Consider the following 23,154-nt stretch of genomic DNA (forward strand, 5'->3'; position numbering starts at 1 on the left):
ATCGGGGTGTACTCGCTGAACTACAACGTTTTTGACATTATTGTGACGGCCATCTTTGGTATTGTCGGTTATCTTTGGTCAAAACTAAAATGCGAGGGCGCACCATTACTGCTGGGCTTGGTGCTGGTCCTCTCATGGAAGAAAACTTCCGTCGCGCCTTGTTGCTGTCGCGTGGTAACTTCATGACCTTCCTTGAGCGCCCGCTTTCAGCTTCGCTGCTCGGTGTTGCGCTCTTGCTGGTTTTGATTATTTCTCTGCCTTCCCTCAAGAAGAAGCGTGAAATTTTCGAGGAAACTTAAACAGTGGCCTCAATCAACAGCAAAACCTACGAAGTCTCCTCACCCCGAAAAGTCGCTTTCTTGGGCTTGGGGGTGATGGGTCTGCCCATGGCGGGGCATCTGGCCACCGCCGGTCACCACGTCACGGTCTACAACCGCAACCCTCAAAAGGCGCAGGCCTGGGTAAAAGAATTTGGTGGTCGTGCGTGTGCCACGCCTCGCGAGGCAGCCATTGGTGCGGAAATCGTTTTTTCCTGCGTAGGAAACGACGATGACTTGCGCAGTGTCGTGCTGGGTGAGAACGGAGCATTTGCCGGGATGCATGCTGGTGCTACCTATGTCGATCACACCACTGCCTCGGCACTCGTCGCGCGCGAGCTTCATACCATTGCCCAAAGCAAATCGATCAAGTTCATCGATGCACCGGTCTCCGGAGGCCAAGCTGGCGCGATCAACGGTATGCTAACCATCATGTGCGGTGGTGATGCAGCTGAGTTCGCACAAGTGCGTGAAGTGATCGCAGTCATGGCTCGTGCAGTCACATTGGTCGGTCCTGTCGGCGCAGGGCAACTTGCAAAAATGGTCAATCAAATCTGCATCGCAGGTCTGGTTCAGGGTCTCTCGGAAGGGATTGCCTTTGGACAGGCAGCCGGTCTGGACATGAAACAGGTTCTGGATGTCATCAATAAGGGTGCGGCGCAAAGCTGGCAGATGGAAAACCGTGGCAACACCATGGTGGACGACCAGTTCGAGTTTGGCTTTGCTGTCGACTGGATGCGTAAGGATTTGAGTCTTGTGCTCGATGAATCCCGCAGAAATGGAGCGCGTGTTCCAGTTACCGCCCTGGTGGACCAGTTCTACGCGGATGTTCAGAAAATGGGCGGTTCGCGCTGGGATACCTCAAGCCTGATCAAGCGCTTAAGATAAATCTCATCTCTGTGTGAAAAAGACGCTTAATACATTTAAGCGTCTTTTTTTGAGCCCGATATTCTTTGAGCCTGTCGTTTTAGACAAGTCCCTGAGGCAGAGCATTGTTGACTGATTTCTCCTGACCCTCGGAAATAGCGGCCCCGGCTACATCATGTCCAAAGACCTTGACACTCGTGCTCACAGTCAGTTGCGGCCTTGTCAGAGAGATCGCCTCCAGGCGTGACTCTTGGCCACGCTTAAATATCAAGGGAGAAAGTTCGTTCAGGGCCTGTGTGTAGACCTCGCGCTTGAAATCGATCACAGCATCCAGCGAGACCCAATAATGGCTCCATCGCCAGGCATCGAACTCTGGATGTTGGGTCGCGCGCAATCTGACGTCCGTATCACGCCCAAGCATTCTCAGCAAAAACCAGATCTGTTTTTGCCCTCTGTAATGCCCGCGCGACTCTCTACGGATAAAGGTATCCGGCACGTCGTAACGCAACCACTCTCTCGTGCGTCCCAAAATGCGGACATGGTCGGGCTTTAAGCCAACCTCTTCGTGAAGCTCGCGAAACATGGCTTGAACAGGGCTCTCGCCGTGTTTGATGCCACCCTGAGGGAACTGCCAAGCATGTTCCCTGATACGCTTACCCCAGAAGACCTCGTTTTTCTGATTAACGAGGATAATTCCAACATTGGGACGGTAGCCTTCGCGATCAAGCATGGCCACTCCCTGCGAATTCAATACAATTACGTTTAATTATACGTACCTGTCGGGCAATTTGCCCTAATAAATTTTTTAGCAAACAATGCGCGCATCCGCCTTTCACATCAGCACTCTCAAAGAAGCCCCTAACGACGCCGAAATCGCCAGCCATCAGCTCATGATGCGCTCTGGCATGATTCGCAAACTCGCCGGGGGCATCTACAACTACATGCCGCTTGGTTTGCGGGTGATTCGCAAAGTCGAACATATCATTCGTCAGGAGATGGATGCGGCCGGCGCCCTTGAGCTCTTGATGCCTGTTGTTCAGCCCGCGGAACTCTGGATCGAATCGGGTCGCTGGGAACAATATGGCCCGGAGCTGCTGCGCGTGAAAGATCGCCACGGACGCGACTTTGTCCTGCAACCAACCTCTGAAGAGGTGATTACGGACATCGCTCGCAATGAGATTCAAAGCTGGCGTCATTTACCCGTCAATTTTTATCACATCCAGACAAAATTTCGCGACGAACGCCGCCCACGTTTTGGCGTGATGCGCGGTCGCGAATTCACTATGAAGGATGCCTACTCATTTGATCGCGATGTCGCGGGTGCGCAAAAAAGCTATCAGGTCATGTTCGACGCTTATATGCGTATTTTTTCCCGTCTTGGATTGACTTTCCGCGCGGTGGCGGCGGATACAGGCTCAATTGGCGGCTCGCAAAGCCATGAGTTTCAAGTGATTGCGGATATTGGCGAGGATTTAATTGTCTACGACCCAGAATCTGATTATGCGGCCAATATTGAACTGGCGCCCGCACCTTGCCTGATCTCGCATCGCGCATCGCCGGGCGCAGCCATGCAGTTGGTCCCAACGCCCGAGGCCACGAAATGTGAGTTGGTGGCGCAGATGCTCAATATACCGTTGAGCCAAACAGTCAAATCCATCGTGCTGGCGACAGAACAAGAGGGTAAGCCCGTCGAGATCTGGTTGCTACTATTACGTGGCGATCATGATCTCAATGAGATCAAGGTTGGCAAAATTCCCGGTCTGGACAAAGGTTTCCGTTTTGCAACAGAGGCGGAAATAATCGCTCACTTTGGCTGCAAACCCGGCTACCTCGGTCCTGTTGCTACCAAACTGCCAATGCGCATAGTTGCCGATCTAACCGTTGCGAACATGCATGACTTTGTGTGCGGCGCCAATCAGGAAGGCGCGCACTTGACCGGGGTCAACTGGGCTCGCGATTTGCCTGAGCCTGGTTTGATCACCGACCTGCGCAATGTCGTCGAGGGCGACCTCGCGCCAAACGGAAAAGGCAAGCTTGCCATCCAACGTGGAATTGAGGTCGGTCACGTCTTTTACCTGGGCACGAAATACTCCGAAGCGCTCAAGGCGACGTTTCTGGATGAGAATGGAAAGCCCGCCCTGATGGAAATGGGTTGTTATGGCATTGGTGTCACACGTATTGTTGGCGCCGCCATTGAACAAAACCATGACGCAAAAGGAATAGTGTGGCCCAGAGCGATTGCCCCCTTTGAGGTCGCCATTTGCGCTGTCGGCTGGGGTAAAAGTGAAGCGGTCCGTTTGGCAAGCGAGAAACTTTACGCTGAACTCAAAGCCAAAGGGATTGATGTGATTCTCGACGATCGCGACCAGCGCCCCGGCATCATGTTTGCAGAGTGGGAGCTGATCGGTCCTCCTGTTCGCATTACTGTCGGCGAGCGCGGCCTGAACGATGGCGTGGTTGAGTTATTGGGACGCAAGCAAACAGAGGCGGCGCGTGTGTCGCTCGATTCGTGTTTGAATGAGACCCTTAAATTACTTGAATCAGCTTGAGACCAACTCAGACATCAGTGACTCAAGCATCAGCGCTTCATCAACCAATGCCTGTCGAACAGCCCGCTTTCAAACACCGCATGGATGTCCGTGTCTATTACGAGGATACGGACATGGGTGGTGTTGTTTTTTACGCAAACTACCTCAAATTCATGGAAAGGGGACGCACGGAATGGCTCCGCTCCCTGGGCGTGAACCAATCTGAGCTTGCTGCGCAGGAGCAACGTGGTTTCATGGTGGTGCGCGTCGATGTGCGTTACATTTCACCCGCTCGCCTGGACGACTGTCTGCAAATTGAAAGTGAAGTCACCCGAATGGGTCGTGCTTCGTTACACTTCGCACAGTCCGTTCTTCGTAACGGGGAACTGATTACTCAAAGTAACATCCAAGTCTGTTGCGTAGAAACCGTTAATATGCGGGTCGCTGCAATTCCAGAATCTGTACGAAATAAATTAGCCGCAATTACTCAGGAATAAGTGATGCAAACTACACCCGATATGTCGATGCTCTCGCTGGTGCTCAATGCCAGCTTGCCAGTACAGTTCATCATGCTGTTACTGATTGGCATTTCAGTTGTGTCCTGGACATTTATCTTCGCCAAACGGGCCACGATTAAAAAGACCCTCATCCAGACGCGTCGTTTCGAGGACGACTTCTGGTCGGGCGGCGATTTGGCCCTGCTGCACCAATCCATTTCCACGCGTCGTGCAGAACAAGGCGCACTGGCCCGTATTTTTGACTCTGGCATGACCGAATTCCTCAAAGCGCGCCGCAGCGGAACAGCGACAGACGTCAATGCAACGATGGATGGTGCCCGACGCGCAATGCGGGCCGCTTTTCAGCGCGAAGTTGACGAACTCGAGTCGCACCTGAACTTTCTAGCCTCGGCTGGTTCCGTGAGTCCCTACATTGGCTTGCTGGGGACCGTCTGGGGCATCATGCACGCCTTTGTCGGTCTGGCCAACGTCCAGCAAGCTACGCTTGCCTCGGTTGCACCTGGCATTGCAGAGGCGCTCATCGCGACTGCGATCGGACTGTTTGCCGCGATTCCTGCGGTGGTAGCATACAACCGCTATACCCATGATATTGATCGCCTGTCGATTCGCTTTGAAACGTTCGTCGACGAATTTCTGAATATTCTGCAGCGGCAGGTGCGCTAATGTCCTCGGTCCGATCGAGCTCCGGGCGCCCAGGTCGACGCCTGAAAAATGAGATCAACGTTGTGCCGTACATCGATGTGATGCTCGTGCTGCTCATCATCTTTATGGTGACCGCGCCTTTGATCACGCCCGGTGTGGTTGAGCTCCCTTCAGTCGGTCAGGCGGCAAATGTCCCGGCCTCACCGATAGAAGTACAAATTACCGAGGATGGCAAAGTCTCATGGCGCAAACGCGAACCCGGTGCCACCAACATTGCTGTCGAACGCAGCGCACTAGCGCAGACAATTCTTGCCGAACTTAAACCCGATCAGCCTGTTGTGATCGCTGCGGATGGAAAAGTGCCTTATGAGGTCGTAATGAAAGTCATGGACGATCTGCGCAAAAACGGTGTGACCAAACTTGGATTGCTCGTCGATCAGAAGAGCGAAGCTGCGCCGACGCCCAATGCATCGACCAGACGTGCCCCGAACAGCGCAAACAACCCCAACTCAACCAAAAAATAAAGAGGCTTCACGCACACACGCCTAGCGCCAGTTGCTTAACCCATGACTGCACCCTACGACTCAATCCCGCGCGGACCTAGCCTGCCACCAAAAGAAGCGATCAATTGGCGCGCTTTTGGGTTGGCGATGCTTGCGCACGGAGTATTGGTATTGTTTCTGGTAGTGGGACTCAACTGGAAAACAGAGGCTGAAGGTCCTTTGCAAGTCGAATTATGGATGGACGGTAACACTCCGGTCACCCCTCCTCCATCGAGAAGTGAACCCAAACCCGAACCAAAACCTGAGCCTGCGCCTGAACCAAAGCCGGAGCCCCCACCCCCACCGCCACCTCCTCCGCCGCCTCCACCTCCGCCAACTGCGAAAGCTGCGCCGGAGCCCAAACCTGTCATTGATCCTGAGATTGCCCTCGAGGAAGAGCGCAAGCGTCGCGCAGAGCTCGAGCGTGCGCAATTAGAAAAAGAGGCCGCAGAGAAAAAGGCCAAAGAAGAGGCTGCAAAGGAACAGCAGCGTATCAAGCACGAGCGTGAAAAGGCTGAAAAACAAGAGCGGGACCGTCTTGAGCAAGAGCGCAAGAAGGCCGAGCGTCTCGAGCGCGAAAAACAGGAAAAGCTGGAAAAAGAAGAAGCTGAAAAGAAAGCTGAACTAGTGAAAAAGCAGGAAGCTGCCAAAAAAGCTGCTGAAGAAAAGAAAAAGAAAGAAGAAGAAGCTAAAAAAGCCAAAGAAGAAGCTGACAAAAAGGCGAAAGCCGAGGCTGATAAAAAAGCCAAAGCGGATGCGGCAAAGAAAGCGGCGGCAGATAAGGCGCTTAAGGATGCTTTCCGCAATGACGCAATGGGTGCCGCCGGCATTCCCGGTGGCACGGCAGATCGTAATCAGGCGGGTGGTGGCAGCAATGATGGTTACGGTGCCAAGGTGCGCGCCTGCGTGCAGCCCGGCGTATCTTTCCCGACACCTCCTCGCAGCAACACCAATCCGGCTGCGCAGTATCGAGTCGACCTGCGACCTGACGGCACCATTGCGGGCGTGAAACTCACTCGCAGCTCAGGCAATCCTAACTTTGACCGCGCGGTCGAGACGGGTATCCGTCGGTGCTCGCCGTTCCCAACTCCACCATCAGGTAAGTATCCCGGCTATATCGACGTCAATTACAATATGTACGATTGACAGGAGTCCTGCAACCATGAATAGATACCCATTCCCTATGAATCGCACGTACCCGTCATCTTTTATTTTCACGTTGAGCGCCTGGCTCAAAGCCATGGTGTTGTCGCTTGCGCTTGGCCTCGGACTGAGCGCTCAAGCACAATTGCGGGTTGATATATCAGGCACTGGCGCACAACAGTATCCAGTGGCGATTGCCGACTTCAGCGGCGATGCGGCAGGCACACAGGTAGCGGAAATCATCCGTGCAGACTTGACGCGTACTGGACAGTTTCGTTTGATCAGCACGGCAGGCGCAACACTGACCTACACCACTCCTATTGCCTATGACGAGTGGCGCACACGCGGCGCAGACTTCATTGCTTATGGGACTGTGACACGCAGCGGTGATGGCCGCTACGAAATCAAATATCGCCTGGCTGATACCGTCAAGCGCGGAACACTCGACGAAATCACATTTGTTGGCTCCGATAAAGAATTACGCCGTCTCTCGCACCAGATTGCCGACCGCATCTACGAGAAAATTACCGGTATCCGTGGCGTTTTTTCAACCCGTATCGCTTATGTACTTAAGCGCGGCAAAACCTATGAGCTGCAAATAGCAGACGCAGATGGTCAAAATCCTCAGGTTGCCTTACGCTCCGGCGAGCCAATTATTTCCCCCGCCTGGTCGCCTGATGGCTCGCGCCTCGCTTATGTGAGTTTTGAATCGGGTAAGCCTGTTGTCTATGTGCATCAGCTCTCTACAAGCAAGCGCTTTCCTGTCGCTAACTACAAGGGTAACAACTCTGCACCTGCTTGGTCCCCAGATGGCAATACGCTTGCCGTGGTGCTCACACGTGACGGCTTATCTCAAATTTACTTAGTTAATGCGAATGATGGAGGCAATCTGCGCCGCCTCACGCGTTCACCTTTGATCGACACTGAACCAACATTTAGCCCTGACGGTCGCACGATTTACTTCACAAGCGACCGAAGCGGCAGTCCTCAAATTTATCAGGTTGGCATCGGCGGTGGCGAACCAAAGCGCATTACCTTCAATGGCAGTTACAATATCTCACCAAGGGTTTCCCCTGACGGAAAATCCTTAGTGACTGTGACACGTCGTGATGGGTCTTATCGGGTAGCGTCGCTTGACCTGGCCAGTGGGGCCGAATCATTACTGACACCAGGCAGGGATGATCAGTCACCAAGTTTTGCTCCAAACGGTATGCAGATACTTTACGCAGCTGTACAGGGTGGTCGTAGCGTACTCGCAGGTGTTTCCAGTGATGGTCGCGTGCGTCAGACGCTCTCTGTTCTCAACGGCGAAGTTCGAGAGCCGACCTGGGGTCCTTTCACGAATAAGTAGTTTGACTTAGTTTGCCTAAATTTTTATTTTGTTTTTGTTTCACGTTTTGAGTTTGAATTTATTTAAAACATACTTGTATTTTTCACCAAGGTAAATATCATGAGATCGCGTATCGCTAAAGTTGTGACCATTGCTGCACTGGCCGCCGGTCTGGCTGCTTGTAGCTCTGTTTCTCTGGACGATCAGGCCGGCAAGGGCGGAGCTGACGGCTCCGGCGTTCTGGATCCTTTCAACCCACAAAGCATTCTGGCTAAACAGCGTTCCGTTTATTTTGATTTCAACAGTTACACAGTCGGCGATCAATACCGCTCACTCGTTGACACACATGGCAAGTACCTTGTCAGCGCCCCACAACAGCGCGTCGTCATCGAAGGCAACACTGACGCGCGCGGCGGTTCCGAATACAACCTCGCGTTGGGTCAACGCCGTGCTGAGGCCGTCCGTCGCATGCTGACACTGATCGGCGTGCCCGACACACAGGTTGAAACAATCAGCTTTGGTAAAGAAAAGCCAAAAGCTCTCGGCGATACAGAAGCAGACTATGCTGAAAACCGTCGTGCTGATTTCAACTACAAGCGTTAAACTGACCCGTTAGTTTGGTCTGTGACAAGGCGGCCAACGGCCGCTTTGTTGTTTAAAGGAGGATATTTTTATGCGCGTCCAATCCCTTTCCTGGCGAACAGCCAGTTCATGCCTCGTTTTGATGGGTAGTTTGTTGCTCAGTCATTCTGCAACCGCCTTTACCGACGACGAGGCGCGCAAGGCGATTCTCGAACTTCGTCAGCAAGTCCGTGCGATGAACGAAGCCAATCAGCGTGCGCGTATTCAACTTTCAGACCAGATCGAAACGCTCGGACAAGAAATTGTTCGTTTGCGCGGAGAAATCGAACAGCTTGGTCGACCAGCAGGTGCGGGTGGCGCTGCAGGCGGCCGTCCAGCCGATCCACGTTCCCAAGATCCACGCGAGCAAGCTGCGTTTGATCAATCAATGGAGACATTCCGCAAGGCCCAATACAAGGAAACTGTTCAAAATCTCACCGCTTTCCTTACACTTTACCCAGATAGTAAATTGGCGCCCACGGCACAGTTTTATCTTGGCAGCAGTCGCTACGCCATGAAAGACTACAAAGGTGCGATCACAACCTTACAGTCGATGGTACAAAAATATCCAACCGAGCCACGCGCTGCGGATGCTTTGTTAATGGTGGCCAGCTGCCAGATCGAGTTGAACAATCGCGCTGGGGCTAAAACAACGCTGCAGCGAATCGTCAAGGATTACAAAGGCACTCCGGCCGCGGACACCGCAGCCAAACGTTTACCTTTACTGCAGTAAGCGCCAAACGGCGACAAGCATTCAGCCACAAAACTTAGGCTCCAGCTTTGGAGCCTATTTTTTTATGCAGTCGAAAGCAGCAAGCACGCCACGCCAAAGACGATCAATATGATGCCGAATGTTTCTTGGCGAGTGCTCTTACTCAGAAATACTCGCCAAGACAGCAGCTGCGCGAATAAAACCTCCACCAGACCAAGAGTGCGTACGTTAGCCGCAGCGGTCAAAGCAAATCCTAAAAACCAGCCCTGCGATGCCGAAGCGCCAAGCAAACCACCCCAGATCGATATCCTCCAGGCTTTGAGGCATTTGATCCAGGCCTCATAATGAAAGCTCATCATCCATACGGCAAGCAAAATCGTCTGTATGCCAAGGCCACAGGTAAGTGTCCATGAGGCGCGTACAAAAAAATGCGCATCACCCAAGGCAAGAATCCCACCTCGGAACGTCACCGCAGCAATGGCAAAGAATGCGCCCGCCAGCAAACCAAGCGCAGCAGGTTGCCAAGAGGACTCACCTGGCGCTGTCGCGCTGGGTTTTCGAGCCATGATGGTCACGCCAACCGTGGCAATAATAATCGCCACCATTGCCAGGATCGAAATCCGATCGCCCAGCACGACAAGACCGAAAATCGCGACTTGAACGGGTTCAGTTTTAGTCCATGCGGTCACAACGACAAACGCGCGCTGACGCATCGCCGCAAGCATTAACGCAGTCGCAGCGATTTGCGAGACCGCGCCCGCCACCACAAACAATGCAAAGCTCCAATCCATCTGGGGCATCACAGACCCTGTCACCATCAACGCAATTGCGGTAAAAAGCACTGCGAAGGGAAAACCATACAGGAAGCGAACCTGCGTCGCACCAAGCGTACCGAGCTGCTCAGTCAAACTTCTCTGAATCGCATTGCGCCCTGCTTGGGCTGCAGCGGCAAAGATTGTGGCGGGTATCCATAGCCAAGTCCATTCGTGCACAAAGGTCTCCTCTTATTTTTTAAACTTTGCTGCGTGATCTTGCAGTAGTTTGACGACTGCAGGGTCAAGCGTAATACCTGTCGCCTGCTGTTGAGCCATTTTTTTCAACTCAATTTCACCTGGCACGATCACGGGTCGGTCTGGGTCCGCTGGAACAGAATCATGCAAGATCGAAGCAAAGTCCATCATGCGCGCAGTCAGCCACTGTGGTGAACCCAACACTTTGGTGTTGATCAAAATGAAAAAGTGACCCAGATTTTGTGGCTCATCTGGCGCATCCACCCAGGACTTTACATGTGTCAGGTAAGCTGCGTTGGAAAGCAGGCCGGAAAACAGATCCACCATTAGAGCCAACCCATAGCCCTTATGCCCGCCAATGGGCTGCAGAAAGCCGTCAAGCGCGGCTTTCGGGTCAGTCGTGGCCCTCCCCTTGCTATCAGTTGCCCAGGTATCCGGGATGGTTTCACCACGCTTGAGAGCGTTACGAATTTTGGCGCGCGCGACCACGCTCATCGCCATATCAAGCAAAAAAGGCTGACCGCCAGGATTCGGTACACCGAACCCTAAAGGACTGTTGCCTAAACGCGCGTCGCTTCCACCCCATGGGGCAATCGTCGTTGTCGCATTACTACCGATGATGCTGGCAAAGCCCTCTTGTGCCGCAATCAGTGAGTAAGGGGAAATCGGACCGAAGTGGTTGCTGCCCCGCGCAAAAGCCATCCCAATACCGTACTGACCGGCTGCATCCATCGCCGCGCGCAAGGCATGCATACCAACTAGAGGGCCGACACCGTTATCACCATCCACCAACCTGAGGGCTGGTGCCGGAGACTCAATTTTGATATTTGGTTGGGCCCGAATGCCCTTGACCATTAAACGATCGCCATAAGACTCCACGCGAGACAAGCCATGTGTGCTCAGACCAAAGAGATCTGCGATAACCAGCACACGGACAACGTCCTGCGCGTCGGTCTGCGTCAATCCCAGACCCTGAAAAGCCCGAACAGCCAAGCTCGTGAGCTCCGACTCCGTCCACACTGTTCTTACTTGTCCGCCGTCTTGCATGCCCAACACTCCCATTAAAGTTCTTTTCAGCCATACCCATGCTTTGCACGCAAGCATACCCGGGAGCGAGCTTGCCGTCATGTCAGCCAGACACGTCCTGTGCGCGATCTGCACAAAAGTAAACGGGCCACAAAACAAAAAACCCTCGGATTGCTCCGAGGGCTTTGACTAGCGTACCCTGAGGCTAGGCTCAGGGAGAATGGTAGGGACTTAGAAGCCCATACCACCCATGCCGCCCATTCCACCCATACCGCCCATGTCACCACCAGGCATACCGCCGCCTGCTGGCTTGTCATCGGCGAGCTCGCAAACAGCTGCTTCGGTTGTCAGCAGCAAGCTGGCAACAGATGCTGCGTTTTGCAACGCTGTACGTGTGACTTTGGTTGGGTCCAGAACGCCTTGCTCAACCAGGTCACCGTACTCGCCGGTGGCGGCGTTAAAGCCGTAGTTACCTGTGCCGTTTGCAACGTTGTTGACCACAACGCTTGGCTCGTCACCAGCGTTTGCCACGATCGTGCGCAGAGGCTCTTCAATGGCACGCAAGACCAGCTTGATACCTGCGTCTTGGTCGGCATTGTCGCCCTTGACTTTAGCAACCACAGCGCGAGTGCGGATCAACGCAACGCCACCGCCAGGAACGATGCCTTCTTCGACAGCCGCACGTGTTGCATGCAGAGCGTCTTCGACACGTGCCTTCTTTTCTTTCATTTCGACTTCGGTCGATGCACCCACGCGAATCACGGCAACACCGCCAGCCAACTTGGCCACACGCTCTTGCAGTTTTTCACGATCGTAGTCGGACGTTGCTTCTTCGATCTGAACGCGGATCTGCTTGACGCGTGCTTCGATCGACTTGGCATCGCCATGACCGTCGATAATGGTGGTGTTCTCTTTGCCGACTTCGATACGCTTAGCCTGGCCGAGTTCAGCCAATGTTGCTTTCTCAAGCGACATGCCTGTCTCTTCGGAGATAACAGTACCACCGGTGAGAATGGCGATATCTTCGAGCATGGCTTTACGACGGTCACCAAAGCCTGGGGCTTTGACGGCTGTTGTCTTCAAGATGCCGCGGATGTTGTTGACGACCAGCGTGGCCAAGGCCTCGCCTTCGACGTCTTCTGCCACGATCAACAAAGGACGGCTGGACTTGGCAACTTGCTCCAATACGGGCAGCAAATCGCGAATGTTGCTGACTTTCTTGTCGTAAATCAGAACATAAGGATCGTCCAACGCTGACACTTGCTTGTCAGGGTTGTTGATAAAGTAAGGTGACAGGTAGCCACGGTCAAACTGCATGCCCTCGACCACATCGAGTTCATTTTCGAGTGACTTGCCGTCTTCGACAGTAATCACGCCTTCTTTGCCGACCTTGTCCATCGCATCAGCAATGATTTGGCCGATAGAGAGGTCGCTGTTTGCGGAAATCGAACCAACTTGAGCGATTTCTTTGGTTGTGGTGCATGGCTTGGAGAGCTTCTTGAGCTCAGCCACTGCAGCAACAACAGCCTTGTCGATGCCGCGCTTGAGGTCCATTGGATTGATGCCGGCAGCCACATACTTCAGGCCTTCAACAACGATCGACTGGGCCAACACGGTTGCGGTGGTTGTACCGTCACCGGCGTTGTCGGAGGTCTTGGAAGCAACTTCCTTGACCAGCTGTGCGCCGATGTTCTCAAATTTGTCCTTGAGTTCGATTTCTTTAGCGACCGATACGCCGTCTTTTGTGACGGTTGGGGCACCGAACGAACGCTCGAGGACAACGTTACGACCTTTTGGGCCGAGTGTTGTTTTCACTGCATTGGCGAGAATATTTACGCCACGGACGATACGCACGCGTGCGTCATCGCCGAATAGAACTTGCTTGGCAGCCATTTATGTTTCCTTCTCGTGTTCTGTTTACTGGACAACCGCGAGGATTTCTTCCTCACGGATGACGAGGACTTCTTCGCCGTCGACTTTCACTGTCTGGCCGGCATACTTGCCGAACAAGACTCTATCGCCAACTTTGACGTCCATCTTCAGGACTTTGCCATCTTCGGTTTGTTTGCCGGGACCAACAGCCAGCACCTCACCCTGATCGGGCTTTTCAGCGGCGCTCTCAGGGATAACGATGCCCGAGGCAGTTTTGCGCTCGTTGTCCAGGCGTTTGACGATCACGCGATCGTGCAGGGGACGCAGGGCCATGTAGAACTCCTGTTTAAAAATAATTAAGGGTTGTTGGAAAGACTAAGAGAGGATTGTTAGCACTCGTCTCAGTTGAGTGCTAATTATAGAGGTTGTTTTTGGGATTTCAAGTCCCAAAGTGTTTTATCAGGCGAAGCGGAAATCCGAGCGTTGAGTTTTGCTGAGCAAAACTTCAATCGCTCCGCTTTCCTGCATAAAGCTCAAACCAGAGTAATCACCCAAAGCCCAGGAAATTGGGGTGCTTTGGATTTTGCTCAGCAAAACCAAACACCTCAAGTTTCCGGGTTTAAGGGTTATACGGAAATCCGAGCGTTGAGTTTTGCTGAGCAAAACTTCAATCGCTCCGCTTTCCTGGCCGAAAAATCAAGATTTTCGGGCTGCTCGGCGAGCTGCTTTGGCCGCCATGAAGTCATTGACGATTTTTGCATGCTCAGCCGTCTTGTGGACAATCGCCTGATAGGCCGCCGACAACTCCAGCAAATTAGACAGAGAAGACGTCTGCCCCTCACGCAAGAGACGCTTAGTCATCCGGACCGCATGAGGAGAGTTGACCGCCATTTTACGAGCCAACGTCTGCGCTGTTGACAATAACTCCTCAGCAGGTACTACACGCGAAACCATGCCCCAGTCCAGAGCCGTCTTCGCATCAATCGCTTCGCCCGTGAAAGACATTTCAGCCGCACGCGCCATGCCGATCACACGCGGCAAAAACCAGGCGCCCCCGTCTCCCGCCACAATGCCGACCTTGACGAAACTCTCGGCAAACGTCGCTTGCTCAGACGCTATCCGCAAGTCACACATACACGCTAAATCACAACCTGCACCAATGGCGGGACCATTAACCGCGGCGATCGTTGGCACCTCGATTTGATGGATCGCAAGCGGCAAGCGCTGAATGCCCTGGCGATATTCTTGGCGCAAGACCTCGGAACCAAAGCCCGAGCCAATTTGACGCTCCATCTCGTCGATTTTTCCGCCTGACGAAAATATAGGTCCATTAGCAGTAATGATCACTGCACGCACACTCGGATCGTGTTCGATGCGATGACACGCCTCAAGCATCGCCTCGACAATACCTGTGCCTGTCAACGCATTACGCGTTTCAGGATGATTAAGCGTGAGCGTCACGACACCGAGATCGTCTTGGTCATAGTTCAGAACAGTGGACATAGGATAGATGCCTGAGAGTAAAAGTGAATAGAGATTAACGGCCCGCGGCCTTGGCTGTGACCCCGCCTGCGACACCAAAGTCCGTCGCGGGTCGATCAAACAAAATGACACGAATATTTTGCTTAGATACACCGATCGCCTGCTCAGTCGCCTCAAAGATCGCCGCGATCACAGCGGCTTTCTGATCTTCAGTCCTTCCGCGGATCAAGCCAACTGTAATCATGACCATTTCCTTGCCAATTTCACCCGCTACGATCACGTGCTCGGGAGGAATTTCCTGCAAGACGACCCGCACGGAAGCCAAAGGCGCACCAATGCTGTCCACAACTGATTGCGTCAACTTTTTCAACAGATCCGTTTTTTTTGCGGCGCTGTGTCCCTGCAGGATTTGAACGTTAAGCATTGGCATGGTGTGCTATCTTCCAAGATGAATGTAGAGGCCTGAATCCGTCAGGCGGCTGTTATTTATAAACCAAGTTCGCAATCATGTCCTCTCACCCCTCCCAACACAAGAGCAAAGGCGGCTTAGGTCGAGTTTTTAAGGCGGCCGGATATTCGCTGAGCGGCCTGAAAGCCGCCATGCGCTACGAAGCGGCATTTAGGCAAGAACTGTTCTTGGCACTGATTTTGACACCTGCCGCATTTTGGGTTGGGGACAGTGCTTGGCAGATCCTGCTCCTTTTGAGTTCACTCGTATTTGTCCTGATCATTGAACTGCTGAACTCCGCACTCGAAGCAGTGGCAGATGCCGTGACACTCGAAAATAACGAACTCATCGGCCGCGCCAAGGATCTGGGTAGCGCTGCGGTTTTGTTGAGTCTGTTACTAACGGGCGTGCTTTGGGTGACACTTCTGCTCAACAAGTGGTGCAATTTTATTTAGACGAGTTTTTTAGGCTCTAATAGAGCTTATTTATCTTTTCAAACATTCGTCATGTCCTTTATCCAAAAACTGAATGCTGCCTGGGCCAGCTCACAATCACTCCTGATGGTGGGACTCGACCCGGATTTATCCCGCATGCCTGCGGAACTTCAGGGCAAGCCCGATGCAATTTTTCAGTTTTGCAAACAGGTCATTGATGCAACGGCGCCTTTTGTCTGTGGATTCAAACCCCAGATCGCATACTTTGCAGCAGTGGGTGCCGAACGCCAGCTAGAGGATCTTTGCTCGTATCTCCGCGAACAATATCCTCACCTCCCCCTCGTGCTTGATGCCAAGCGGGGCGATATTGGTGCGACGGCCACCCAATACGCTAAAGAGGTGTTTGGGCGTTATGGAGCCGATGCCGTGACCGTGAGTCCGTATCTCGGTGCCGACTCGGTCGACCCCTATCTCGAATGGGAGGATCGGGGCGTGATTGTTTTATGTCGCACATCAAATCCGGGCGGCTCTGACTTACAGTTTTTAATGACGGACGGTGTGCCCTTGTATCTGCGTGTGGCTGACTTGGTCGCCAACAAGTGGAACAAAACAGGACAATGCGGTCTGGTGGTGGGTGCGACCTTTCCCAATGAGCTCGCAGCGGTTCGCAAAGCAGTTGGCGATAGCCTGCCGCTGCTGGTGCCCGGCATTGGTGCCCAAGGCGGTGACATCGCCGCGACGTGTGCCTCAGGCTGCAACACTCAAAAAACGGGCATGATGATCAACTCATCGCGTGCCATTCTGTACGCGACAGGCGCTGGTCATTGGACCGAGGCCGCTGCGGCCGTGGCGAAACAGACGCGGGACGATATCAACGCACATCGCTAATCGGCGAGCAAGGCGCAAGCTGAGCGTAATGAAAAGGCGACAGAGGCATCTCTGACTGCATCCCGGTCGCCTGTGAAAATCTGTGACGTCGCATGCACAATCACGCCAGAGGGTGCGCGCTGCGCAAAACCAAACCACACTAAACCCACTGGTTTGGTTGCTGTGCCGCCTCCTGGACCCGCCACACCGGTTGTGGTGAGCGCAAGCGTTGCTCGCGGCGCCATTGCCAAGACACCCGCAGCCATTTGACGGGCAACTTGCTCGCTCACTGCGCCAAACTCGTCAAGCGTTTCGCGTGCCACGCCGAGCTGGACATGCTTGGCTTTATTGCTATAAGTGACCCAACCCTGATCAAACCAACCACTTGAGCCCGGTATCGCTGTCACGGCGCCTGACAATAATCCACCTGTGCAAGATTCAGCTGTCGCCAACCAGGCCTGTCGAGCCAGCAGCAAGGCGCCGAGTTCGGCCGCCAACGTGCGAATATCGTTTTGCATGAAACACCTCAAACAAGTGGAACGAAGCGCACCAAGAGTGCCATCACCAAAAGCGTATAGAGTGCGGCGAGCAAGTCATCGAGCATCACACCAGTCCCGCCTTTGAAACGCGCGTCAACCTGACGAATGGGTGGTGGCTTGAGCGTATCAAAGATCCGAAAGAGGACAAAGGCGATCCCTTGTGCCAACAATGAATCAGGTATCAGCCAGAGGACTAGCCAAAGAGCCACAAACTCATCCCATACGATTCCCACATGGTCTAGCACGCCAAGCGACTGACTGACACGTTGGCTTGCCCAGCAGCCATACACAAAACTGAAGGATAAAAATAAACCAATCGCCCAGTTGTTTACACCAGGAGAAATCGCCACCCACAAAAACCAGGCGAGCAGGCTTCCCCAGGTTCCGGAACCCGGGCGAATCAAGCCAGAACCAAAACCAAACATCAGAATACGGCCAGGATCTGAAAAAACCCAGCGAAAAGTCGGCCATGTGGTGCGATGTCTGTTTGAAATGCCGGCCATATCAATCCCGAAAATGATCAAAGCCTTGCGGCAAGGATTCGATGCGCTGACCTGCTTCATCATAAACATGCAATGTTTTTTCTGAGATGATTTGACCGATGCGCGTCAATGCCACACCAGACTCCAGACCGATCCGCTCAAAATCGTCTCGCTCTGTGACGGCCGCGGTCAGGCACAACTCGTAGACATCTCCACCAGCCAGCACCGCGCGTCGTCTGTCAGCCAGCGCCAGTGATTGGAGCGCCGGATGAACAGGCAAGAGGCTTTCCTCCAAGCGTGCGCCCACACCGCTAGACTCAAGAATATGACCCAAGTCCTGAAGCAACCCGTCAGAAATATCAATCGCCGCATGGGCATGGGTACTCAGACGTCGGCCTAAAAACACCCGTGGAGTCGGTTGTTCCAAAGCAGGACGTGTCTGCTCGAGCAAACTCCCGCTCAAGCCTAATAAACCGTGTGGTTTTGGCTTGGTCGATCCGGATGACTGTTGGCGAGGGGGCAACGTGGGGTCAACCAGAGCACCTGATAACAGTTTCAGCGCTAAATCGGCAGCGCCAAGCTGACCGGACACCCAAATATCGTCGCCCACTTTCGCTCCGCTCCTATGCATGGCATGCGCGGGATCCACTTCGCCGAAAACGGTCACACTAATCGCGATGCCGTTTTCACTTCGCGTGGTATCACCACCGATCAGGGCGCAACCATGCAGGTCTGCAAGCGCATAAAAACCATCTGCAAAACGGGCAAGCCAGTCCTCGTTATAAGCAGGTAGTGCCAAGCCCAGCAAGCATGCGACGGGTTTGGCTCCCATTGCCGCCAAATCAGACAGACTCACAGCCAAGGATTTATGGCCAAGTGAGTAAGGGTCAACATCGGAAAAAAAGTGACGGCCTTCGAGCAATAAGTCTTTGCTGGTGGCCAACTGTTGGCCAGGCGTGACCTTGAATAATGCGCAATCATCTCCACCACCCAGCATGCCGGAGGGGACAGGACGCTTGAAAAAGCGGGCAATTAAATCGAATTCGTTGGACACGATTACGTACGTGCTTAGCGACGGGCGGCTGCCCGACATTCTGTTGCGCGCACTTCGGCAGCCAGTTTATCCAGGACACCATTGACGAACTTGAAACCATCCGTCCCGCCAAAAGACTTCGCAAGCTCGACAGCTTCGTTGATCGCCACGCGATAAGGCACATCAATCTGATGGATAAGTTCAAAACTGCCAATGAGCAAAATGCCATGCTCAATTGGTGAAAGCTCGGCCAAGGGGCGATCCACAAAAGGAACAAACTTTTCGCGCAATGCGGGCGCTTCCCTCATCGCGCCATGCAACAAGGTCTGAAACCACACCGCATCGGCCTGATCGAACTCGTCTTCATCGCGCAGATGCGCCTCGATCTCGCCAGCGTCCTGCAAACTTTCAGTGTCGCGGACAAGCCAGGCATACAGCCCCTGAAGCGCCAACTCGCGCGCACGGCGACGTGCGCTGCGGGGAGGCATCGCCTGTGAATTATCGTCTTGCTGGGGCTTGTTCAATATCTTCATCCTCTTCGTATTCTTCGTCGTCTGCTTCGGGCTCGAGGGCTGCGACGAGATTGGCCATTTCAACCGCGCACTGTGCGCAATCGCGGCCTTTATCTGCTGCACGCGCCTCGGCTTGCTCATCTGTCTCGGTGGTCAGTACGCCGTTCGCGACAGGGATGCCGGTCTCAAGCGCCACTCGAGCAATCGCCGAAGCGCTTTCATTGCTGACGATCTCAAAATGATAGGTTTCACCACGGATGACAGCGCCCAAGGCGATCAATGCGTCGAACTCAAATGTTTCGGCCATGCGTGCCAGCGTGACACCAAGCTCCAGCGCGCCCGGAACAGTTACCACCATGATGTCGCGCTCATCTACACCGAGGCTTTCTAGCTCTTGAAGGCAGGCATCGAGTTCGATCAAACCGATGTCCTCATTGAATCGGGCACGAACAATACCGATATGCAGGCCCTCTCCGTTCATGTCGGGGGTCAGGGTAAATGGGCTCATGATGTGCTTCCTATTTATGACTGGTGGGAGGTTGGTGATCGTAACCGGTCACGTCGAGCCCGAAACCAGGCATGATGCTTGGCATTTTCCGGGGTCGCGCTAACAAACGCATCTGACCAACGTTCAGATCGCGCAAAATTTGCGCGCCCATTCCGTAAGTACGCAGATCCATCCGGCCTGATTCACGCTTGACTGGCACAGGCGCATCGCCCTGTGAGGCAGAAATTTGTTCGAACAGCTGGCTCGAAGAGCCTTGGCAATTTAAAAATACCATCACGCCGGCTTCAGTTTCGCGAATCGCTTCAAGCGCCTGTGCGACCCCCCAACTATGGCCAGGGCTTTGTACATCCAGCAAATCGAGAATGGAGGTTGGCTCATGCACGCGCACAAGCGTCTCACGGTTCGGGTCGACATGACCATGCACCAAAGCCAAATGAGGGTGACCCGCCACAGTGTCCCGATAAGCGATCATATTAAATGTCCCCCAGGGGGTCTGCACGACTCGCTCGCTCACCCGCTCAATCACAGACTCGTGCTCGTTGCGGTATTGAATCAGGTCGGCAATGGTGCCGATTTTCAAGTTGTGCGTCCGACCATATTCAATCAAGTCCGGCAAGCGCGCCATCGTGCCATCCGGCTTAAGGATCTCGCAAATCACGGCAGCAGGAGTCAGTCCCGCCATGGCTGTCAGATCACAGCCTGCCTCGGTGTGCCCGGCACGCACGAGCACGCCCCCGGGAACTGCCCGCAAGGGAAAAATATGACCGGGCTGAACAAGGTCGGTGGGCTTGGCATCGCGGGCCACAGCAACCCGGACAGTTCTGGCGCGGTCGGCAACCGATATGCCCGTTTCCACACCTTCGGCTGCCTCGATAGACACTGTGAAATTCGTGCCGTAAGGCGTGCCGTTGCGATTGGACATCAAAGGCAACTCAAGCTGACGGCAACGCTCCTCAGTCAAGGTCAGACAAACAAGGCCGCGTCCATGGGTCACCATGAAATTAATTGCTTCGGGCGTGACGAACTCGGCGGCCATCACCAGATCGCCCTCGTTTTCACGGTCTTCTTCATCAACCAAAATCACCATGCGACCCATTTTGAGCTCGGAAATGATCTCGGAAACAGGCGATATCGCTGCCGCAAGATCAGCATCGAGAGGTGAAAGCGTTGAAGGTTTGGCAGACATGGTGGCGTTATGCAGGAGCACGTGTAAATACCTATTATAGAATCCTCGTAACAAAGCACGTACAGAACCCCTGTTCGCCCCCTCAGCAGCCAGCTGCGCATCATTTAACCACTTACCAAGCGGTCCTCAGCAACTATGCAAGCACTACAGAGCCTAACCCGCCAGCAAGCAGCCAAGATTCGCTTTGTGTTGAGCGATATTGATGACACGATTACGACAGAAGGTCGCTTAACGGGCCGTGCCTATGCCGCGCTGGAAAAGCTTTCCGCAGCCGGCCTCGTCGTGATCCCCATCACGGGTCGACCCGCTGGCTGGTGTGATCACATCGCCAGAATGTGGCCAGTTTTTGCTGTAGTTGGGGAAAACGGGGCTTTTTACATGCGGTATGACCACAGCGCCAAAAAGATGCTGACACATCACTTTACCCATCCGGCGCAGCGCCAGATTAATCGCCAAAAGTTAAATGAACTCGCTGACAAGATTTTACGGGCGGTCCCGGGGTGCGGCCTGGCGAGCGATCAAAACTATCGCGAAGCGGATTTAGCCATCGATTTTTGCGAGGATGTGACACCTCTGGATGAATCTGCGGTACAAATGATTGTGAGCATTTTTCAGCAAGCCGGTGCGCAGGCCAAGGTGAGCTCCATACATGTCAATGGCTGGTTCGGAGATTACGACAAGCTTGCCATGACTCAAACCTTGTTCACGCGTGAGTGCGGGCTCAATCTTCGCGAGCAACTGGATACCGCATTATTTATCGGCGACTCGCCTAATGACGAGCCTATGTTCAAATTTTTTGATTTGTCGGTTGGTGTGGCAAATATCCAAAGTCAACTTCACCGCTTGAAGTGTCCTCCAAAGTTTGTCACCCGTTCAAAGGGTGGAGACGGTTTTGTGGAGATGGCGGAATTCCTGCTTCGAGCAAAAAGCTCATCGGAATAACAGCCAGATGGACCGCCCTCAAGGGCTCAATTCTCTAGGAGTGGCGATGTCCGAACAAGAACTCAAGCTAAATGTGCCCGTCAACGCTCAACTGCGCGTCGAGCAGGCTGTTCGGCGCGCCAAGTTCTCTGAGATCCGCTTGCGTGCGCTTTACTTTGATACACCTTCACGCGAACTGGTGCGTGCGCGCATGGCACTCAGACTGCGTCTGGAGGGTCAGCAATGGGTGCAAACTCTCAAAATGCCTGGCGAACACAGCCTGTCGCGTATCGAAATCAATGAGAATCGACCCGAAGCCACGCTGGATCTCGGTATTTACGCAGGCACACCTGCTGGAGAGGTCATTGCGGCACTCGCAGAACCTCTGGAGGTTTGCTACGAGACAGACGTCAAGCGCCTCGTGCGCGACATACGCTCACAGACTGGCACCGTAGAGCTCGCCTATGACCGCGGCTGGTTGCGTGCAGGAGCGTTACAGCTGCCGATCTCTGAAGTCGAATTTGAACTCAAACGTGGCGCGCTCGAGTCTGTTTTCGCAGTCGGGCGACAATGGCAACAAAGGTTTGGCTTGATTCTCGATTTTCGAAGTAAAGCCGAGCGGGGAGACCGCCTGGCACAGTTGGCGCAGGCGCTACTGACTCTGGAGGCGGGGGGAGCCACTGAGCAACAAGACCTGGCGCGCGCAAGACTGATCGCGGATTTTTGGAAACCACGCAGTGCCGAGTCAATCGACCTGGTTCCTGCTGTCAAACAACGGGGGGCTGCGCAAGCGCTTGCCACTGTCACGAGCGAATGCCTGGAGCATATCGTGCGCAACGCAGCGATCTTGTGTGAAATTGACACAGCCGGGATTTGCCGCGCTTCGACACCTGAGCACCTGCATCAGCTGAGGGTGGGCATCCGCAGACTTCGCTCTGCCTGGTCATTTTTCGAGGGGCTGACGCCGCTGCCGTCGCTCGAACTCCGTCAGCAAATCCTTCATTATTTCTCGCAGTTTGGTGGGACGCGCGACGAAGATGTGCTGCAAGAGTCTGTTCTGCCTGCTCTGTATGCCGCAGGACTCCCGCCTGTTGAAATCGTTCCCTCGTCTGACTCCTGCGCCGGCAATGAGCTGATCGCCAGCCCGGCTTTTCAGGGATGGTTACTCGACATGTTGGCAACATGCACGAAGCCTGCTTTGCCAAGCGACTCTCGAGAACCATCGCTCAAACCGCTCTTGATCCAAACACTCAAAAAATGGCATCGCCAAGTTGTACGTCGAGGTTTGAACTTCTCCTCTCTGGAAATCGAGGCGCAACATGCGCTTCGCAAAAAGTCCAAGCGGCTGCGTTACGCCTTGCAGTTCTGCGAATCGTTGCTGCCTGAGTCATCGATGCGTCGCTACCGCAAACAGCTCGCGTGCGTCCAGGACATCCTGGGAGAAATGAATGACCTGTATCTCGCACTCCCGCTTTTCGATGCCATGAAAGAAAAGCACGCTCACGCCTGGTTTGCCTGCGGGTGGATCCAGGCGCGCCTGGGGATATTGACTCAGCAGGCCGCTGAGGCGTTTAAGCAGCTGGCAAACGAAAAGAGACCTTGGAATTGAGAAAT

At 53.8% G+C, this 23,154-nt stretch carries 26 protein-coding genes and 1 pseudogene; 14 read left to right on the forward strand and 13 right to left on the reverse strand.

What is annotated here, in order from left to right; all coding sequences use genetic code 11:
- Both QWY27_RS12660 and QWY27_RS12665 read left to right on the forward strand, forming a co-directional pair.
- A pseudogene (locus QWY27_RS12660) lies at positions 1-299 on the forward strand (tripartite tricarboxylate transporter permease); the annotation flags it as partial.
- 3 nt (positions 300-302) lie between these two features.
- Positions 303-1,205, forward strand: a complete 903-nt coding sequence (locus tag QWY27_RS12665) for an NAD(P)-dependent oxidoreductase (RefSeq protein WP_290198747.1) — start codon at positions 303-305, stop codon at positions 1,203-1,205.
- A 79-nt stretch (positions 1,206-1,284) separates the two neighbouring features.
- Here QWY27_RS12665 and QWY27_RS12670 read toward each other — a convergent pair whose 3' ends face one another.
- On the reverse strand, positions 1,285-1,914 hold the full coding sequence (locus tag QWY27_RS12670; RefSeq protein ID WP_290198748.1) for an RNA pyrophosphohydrolase: 630 nt from the start codon (positions 1,912-1,914) through the stop codon (positions 1,285-1,287).
- Between the two features lie 85 nt (positions 1,915-1,999).
- On the opposite strand from QWY27_RS12670, the gene QWY27_RS12675 reads away from it, so the two are divergent.
- From QWY27_RS12675 to ybgF, 8 genes are all read left to right on the forward strand, one after another.
- Positions 2,000-3,733 carry a proline--tRNA ligase gene (locus tag QWY27_RS12675; RefSeq protein WP_290198749.1) on the forward strand — a complete coding sequence of 578 codons (1,734 nt, stop codon included), beginning with the start codon at positions 2,000-2,002 and terminating at the stop codon, positions 3,731-3,733.
- A 47-nt stretch (positions 3,734-3,780) separates the two neighbouring features.
- Positions 3,781-4,209, forward strand: a complete 429-nt coding sequence (gene ybgC, locus QWY27_RS12680; RefSeq protein WP_290198841.1) for a tol-pal system-associated acyl-CoA thioesterase — start codon at positions 3,781-3,783, stop codon at positions 4,207-4,209.
- A gap of 3 nt (positions 4,210-4,212) precedes the next feature.
- The gene (gene tolQ / locus QWY27_RS12685) at positions 4,213-4,893 is read left to right on the forward strand and encodes a protein TolQ (protein WP_290198750.1); all 681 of its coding nucleotides are present in this window, start codon (positions 4,213-4,215) and stop codon (positions 4,891-4,893) included.
- Positions 4,893-5,396 carry a protein TolR gene (gene tolR / locus QWY27_RS12690; protein ID WP_290198751.1) on the forward strand — a complete coding sequence of 168 codons (504 nt, stop codon included), beginning with the start codon at positions 4,893-4,895 and terminating at the stop codon, positions 5,394-5,396. Before tolQ ends, tolR begins: the two co-directional genes overlap by 1 nt.
- A gap of 42 nt (positions 5,397-5,438) precedes the next feature.
- Entirely contained in the window at positions 5,439-6,560 is a 1,122-nt protein-coding gene (gene tolA, locus QWY27_RS12695) for a cell envelope integrity protein TolA (protein WP_290198752.1), read from the forward strand.
- 16 nt (positions 6,561-6,576) lie between these two features.
- Positions 6,577-7,908: a Tol-Pal system beta propeller repeat protein TolB gene (gene tolB / locus QWY27_RS12700; protein WP_353958776.1), complete on the forward strand. Its 1,332-nt coding sequence runs from the start codon at positions 6,577-6,579 to the stop codon at positions 7,906-7,908.
- Positions 7,909-8,007: 99 nt separating this feature from the next.
- Complete coding sequence (gene pal / locus QWY27_RS12705; protein WP_290198753.1) at positions 8,008-8,490, forward strand: peptidoglycan-associated lipoprotein Pal; 483 nt, start codon at positions 8,008-8,010, stop codon at positions 8,488-8,490.
- Between the two features lie 70 nt (positions 8,491-8,560).
- A complete protein-coding gene (ybgF, locus tag QWY27_RS12710) occupies positions 8,561-9,241 on the forward strand; it encodes a tol-pal system protein YbgF (protein WP_290198754.1) in 681 nt (226 codons plus the stop codon).
- A 62-nt stretch (positions 9,242-9,303) separates the two neighbouring features.
- Here ybgF and QWY27_RS12715 read toward each other — a convergent pair whose 3' ends face one another.
- The 6 genes from QWY27_RS12715 to QWY27_RS12740 all read right to left on the reverse strand — a co-directional run bounded on the left by QWY27_RS12715 (position 9,304) and on the right by QWY27_RS12740 (position 15,040).
- Positions 9,304-10,212, reverse strand: coding sequence for an EamA family transporter (locus QWY27_RS12715; protein ID WP_290198755.1), 909 nt, complete (start codon positions 10,210-10,212; stop codon positions 9,304-9,306).
- A 12-nt stretch (positions 10,213-10,224) separates the two neighbouring features.
- On the reverse strand, positions 10,225-11,277 hold the full coding sequence (locus tag QWY27_RS12720) for an Ldh family oxidoreductase (protein WP_290198843.1): 1,053 nt from the start codon (positions 11,275-11,277) through the stop codon (positions 10,225-10,227).
- A 210-nt stretch (positions 11,278-11,487) separates the two neighbouring features.
- Positions 11,488-13,149 carry a chaperonin GroEL gene (groL, locus tag QWY27_RS12725; protein ID WP_290198756.1) on the reverse strand — a complete coding sequence of 554 codons (1,662 nt, stop codon included), beginning with the start codon at positions 13,147-13,149 and terminating at the stop codon, positions 11,488-11,490.
- Positions 13,150-13,173: 24 nt separating this feature from the next.
- Positions 13,174-13,461, reverse strand: a complete 288-nt coding sequence (groES, locus tag QWY27_RS12730; RefSeq protein WP_290198757.1) for a co-chaperone GroES — start codon at positions 13,459-13,461, stop codon at positions 13,174-13,176.
- 363 nt (positions 13,462-13,824) lie between these two features.
- Positions 13,825-14,631 (reverse strand): crotonase/enoyl-CoA hydratase family protein, encoded by an 807-nt coding sequence (locus QWY27_RS12735; protein WP_290198758.1) that lies wholly within the window; start codon positions 14,629-14,631, stop codon positions 13,825-13,827.
- Between the two features lie 34 nt (positions 14,632-14,665).
- Positions 14,666-15,040, reverse strand: coding sequence for a tautomerase family protein (locus QWY27_RS12740; protein ID WP_290198759.1), 375 nt, complete (start codon positions 15,038-15,040; stop codon positions 14,666-14,668).
- Between the two features lie 77 nt (positions 15,041-15,117).
- Here QWY27_RS12740 and QWY27_RS12745 point away from each other — a divergent pair, with 77 nt between their 5' ends.
- Both QWY27_RS12745 and pyrF read left to right on the forward strand, forming a co-directional pair.
- Positions 15,118-15,513 (forward strand): diacylglycerol kinase, encoded by a 396-nt coding sequence (locus QWY27_RS12745; protein WP_290198761.1) that lies wholly within the window; start codon positions 15,118-15,120, stop codon positions 15,511-15,513.
- 51 nt (positions 15,514-15,564) lie between these two features.
- Positions 15,565-16,380, forward strand: coding sequence for an orotidine-5'-phosphate decarboxylase (gene pyrF / locus QWY27_RS12750; RefSeq protein WP_290198762.1), 816 nt, complete (start codon positions 15,565-15,567; stop codon positions 16,378-16,380).
- On the opposite strand, the gene QWY27_RS12755 is transcribed toward pyrF, so the two are convergent.
- From QWY27_RS12755 to ribBA, 6 genes are read right to left on the reverse strand one after another with little or no spacing between them, the layout of a single operon-like run.
- Complete coding sequence (locus QWY27_RS12755) at positions 16,377-16,877, reverse strand: CinA family protein (RefSeq protein WP_290198763.1); 501 nt, start codon at positions 16,875-16,877, stop codon at positions 16,377-16,379. The genes pyrF and QWY27_RS12755 overlap by 4 nt on opposite strands.
- Before the next feature lie 8 nt (positions 16,878-16,885).
- Positions 16,886-17,401 carry a phosphatidylglycerophosphatase A family protein gene (locus QWY27_RS12760; protein ID WP_290198764.1) on the reverse strand — a complete coding sequence of 172 codons (516 nt, stop codon included), beginning with the start codon at positions 17,399-17,401 and terminating at the stop codon, positions 16,886-16,888.
- Position 17,402: 1 nt separating this feature from the next.
- Positions 17,403-18,473: a thiamine-phosphate kinase gene (gene thiL / locus QWY27_RS12765; RefSeq protein WP_290198765.1), complete on the reverse strand. Its 1,071-nt coding sequence runs from the start codon at positions 18,471-18,473 to the stop codon at positions 17,403-17,405.
- A complete protein-coding gene (gene nusB / locus QWY27_RS12770; protein ID WP_435433486.1) occupies positions 18,449-18,946 on the reverse strand; it encodes a transcription antitermination factor NusB in 498 nt (165 codons plus the stop codon). The genes thiL and nusB overlap by 25 nt, the downstream gene beginning before the upstream one ends.
- On the reverse strand, positions 18,912-19,433 hold the full coding sequence (gene ribH, locus QWY27_RS12775; RefSeq protein ID WP_290198766.1) for a 6,7-dimethyl-8-ribityllumazine synthase: 522 nt from the start codon (positions 19,431-19,433) through the stop codon (positions 18,912-18,914). The genes nusB and ribH overlap by 35 nt, the downstream gene beginning before the upstream one ends.
- Positions 19,434-19,443: 10 nt before the next feature.
- Positions 19,444-20,619: a bifunctional 3,4-dihydroxy-2-butanone-4-phosphate synthase/GTP cyclohydrolase II gene (ribBA, locus tag QWY27_RS12780; protein WP_290198767.1), complete on the reverse strand. Its 1,176-nt coding sequence runs from the start codon at positions 20,617-20,619 to the stop codon at positions 19,444-19,446.
- 135 nt (positions 20,620-20,754) lie between these two features.
- Between ribBA and QWY27_RS12785 the strand changes: the two genes are divergently transcribed.
- Entirely contained in the window at positions 20,755-21,561 is an 807-nt protein-coding gene (locus QWY27_RS12785; protein ID WP_290198768.1) for an HAD-IIB family hydrolase, read from the forward strand.
- 46 nt (positions 21,562-21,607) lie between these two features.
- The gene (locus QWY27_RS12790; RefSeq protein WP_290198769.1) at positions 21,608-23,149 is read left to right on the forward strand and encodes a CYTH and CHAD domain-containing protein; all 1,542 of its coding nucleotides are present in this window, start codon (positions 21,608-21,610) and stop codon (positions 23,147-23,149) included.
- Positions 23,150-23,154 lie beyond the last annotated feature (5 nt).

Source organism: Zwartia vadi, from assembly GCF_030410375.1.
Classification (GTDB): Bacteria; Pseudomonadota; Gammaproteobacteria; order Burkholderiales; family Burkholderiaceae_B; genus Zwartia; species Zwartia vadi.

Coding starts and splice junctions, on each gene's coding strand:
- QWY27_RS12670 (WP_290198748.1), bottom strand. CDS start 1,914: ATGCTTGATCGCGAAGGCTACCGTCCCAATGTTGGAATTATCCTCGTT.
- QWY27_RS12675 (WP_290198749.1), top strand. CDS start 2,000: ATGCGCGCATCCGCCTTTCACATCAGCACTCTCAAAGAAGCCCCTAAC.
- ybgC (WP_290198841.1), top strand. CDS start 3,781: ATGCCTGTCGAACAGCCCGCTTTCAAACACCGCATGGATGTCCGTGTC.
- tolQ (WP_290198750.1), top strand. CDS start 4,213: ATGCAAACTACACCCGATATGTCGATGCTCTCGCTGGTGCTCAATGCC.
- tolR (WP_290198751.1), top strand. CDS start 4,893: ATGTCCTCGGTCCGATCGAGCTCCGGGCGCCCAGGTCGACGCCTGAAA.
- tolA (WP_290198752.1), top strand. CDS start 5,439: ATGACTGCACCCTACGACTCAATCCCGCGCGGACCTAGCCTGCCACCA.
- tolB (WP_353958776.1), top strand. CDS start 6,577: ATGAATAGATACCCATTCCCTATGAATCGCACGTACCCGTCATCTTTT.
- pal (WP_290198753.1), top strand. CDS start 8,008: ATGAGATCGCGTATCGCTAAAGTTGTGACCATTGCTGCACTGGCCGCC.
- ybgF (WP_290198754.1), top strand. CDS start 8,561: ATGCGCGTCCAATCCCTTTCCTGGCGAACAGCCAGTTCATGCCTCGTT.
- QWY27_RS12720 (WP_290198843.1), bottom strand. CDS start 11,277: ATGCAAGACGGCGGACAAGTAAGAACAGTGTGGACGGAGTCGGAGCTC.
- groL (WP_290198756.1), bottom strand. CDS start 13,149: ATGGCTGCCAAGCAAGTTCTATTCGGCGATGACGCACGCGTGCGTATC.
- groES (WP_290198757.1), bottom strand. CDS start 13,461: ATGGCCCTGCGTCCCCTGCACGATCGCGTGATCGTCAAACGCCTGGAC.
- QWY27_RS12735 (WP_290198758.1), bottom strand. CDS start 14,631: ATGTCCACTGTTCTGAACTATGACCAAGACGATCTCGGTGTCGTGACG.
- QWY27_RS12740 (WP_290198759.1), bottom strand. CDS start 15,040: ATGCCAATGCTTAACGTTCAAATCCTGCAGGGACACAGCGCCGCAAAA.
- QWY27_RS12745 (WP_290198761.1), top strand. CDS start 15,118: ATGTCCTCTCACCCCTCCCAACACAAGAGCAAAGGCGGCTTAGGTCGA.
- pyrF (WP_290198762.1), top strand. CDS start 15,565: ATGTCCTTTATCCAAAAACTGAATGCTGCCTGGGCCAGCTCACAATCA.
- QWY27_RS12755 (WP_290198763.1), bottom strand. CDS start 16,877: ATGCAAAACGATATTCGCACGTTGGCGGCCGAACTCGGCGCCTTGCTG.
- QWY27_RS12760 (WP_290198764.1), bottom strand. CDS start 17,401: ATGGCCGGCATTTCAAACAGACATCGCACCACATGGCCGACTTTTCGC.
- thiL (WP_290198765.1), bottom strand. CDS start 18,473: ATGTCGGGCAGCCGCCCGTCGCTAAGCACGTACGTAATCGTGTCCAAC.
- nusB (WP_435433486.1), bottom strand. CDS start 18,946: ATGAAGATATTGAACAAGCCCCAGCAAGACGATAATTCACAGGCGATG.
- ribH (WP_290198766.1), bottom strand. CDS start 19,433: ATGAGCCCATTTACCCTGACCCCCGACATGAACGGAGAGGGCCTGCAT.
- ribBA (WP_290198767.1), bottom strand. CDS start 20,619: ATGTCTGCCAAACCTTCAACGCTTTCACCTCTCGATGCTGATCTTGCG.
- QWY27_RS12785 (WP_290198768.1), top strand. CDS start 20,755: ATGCAAGCACTACAGAGCCTAACCCGCCAGCAAGCAGCCAAGATTCGC.
- QWY27_RS12790 (WP_290198769.1), top strand. CDS start 21,608: ATGTCCGAACAAGAACTCAAGCTAAATGTGCCCGTCAACGCTCAACTG.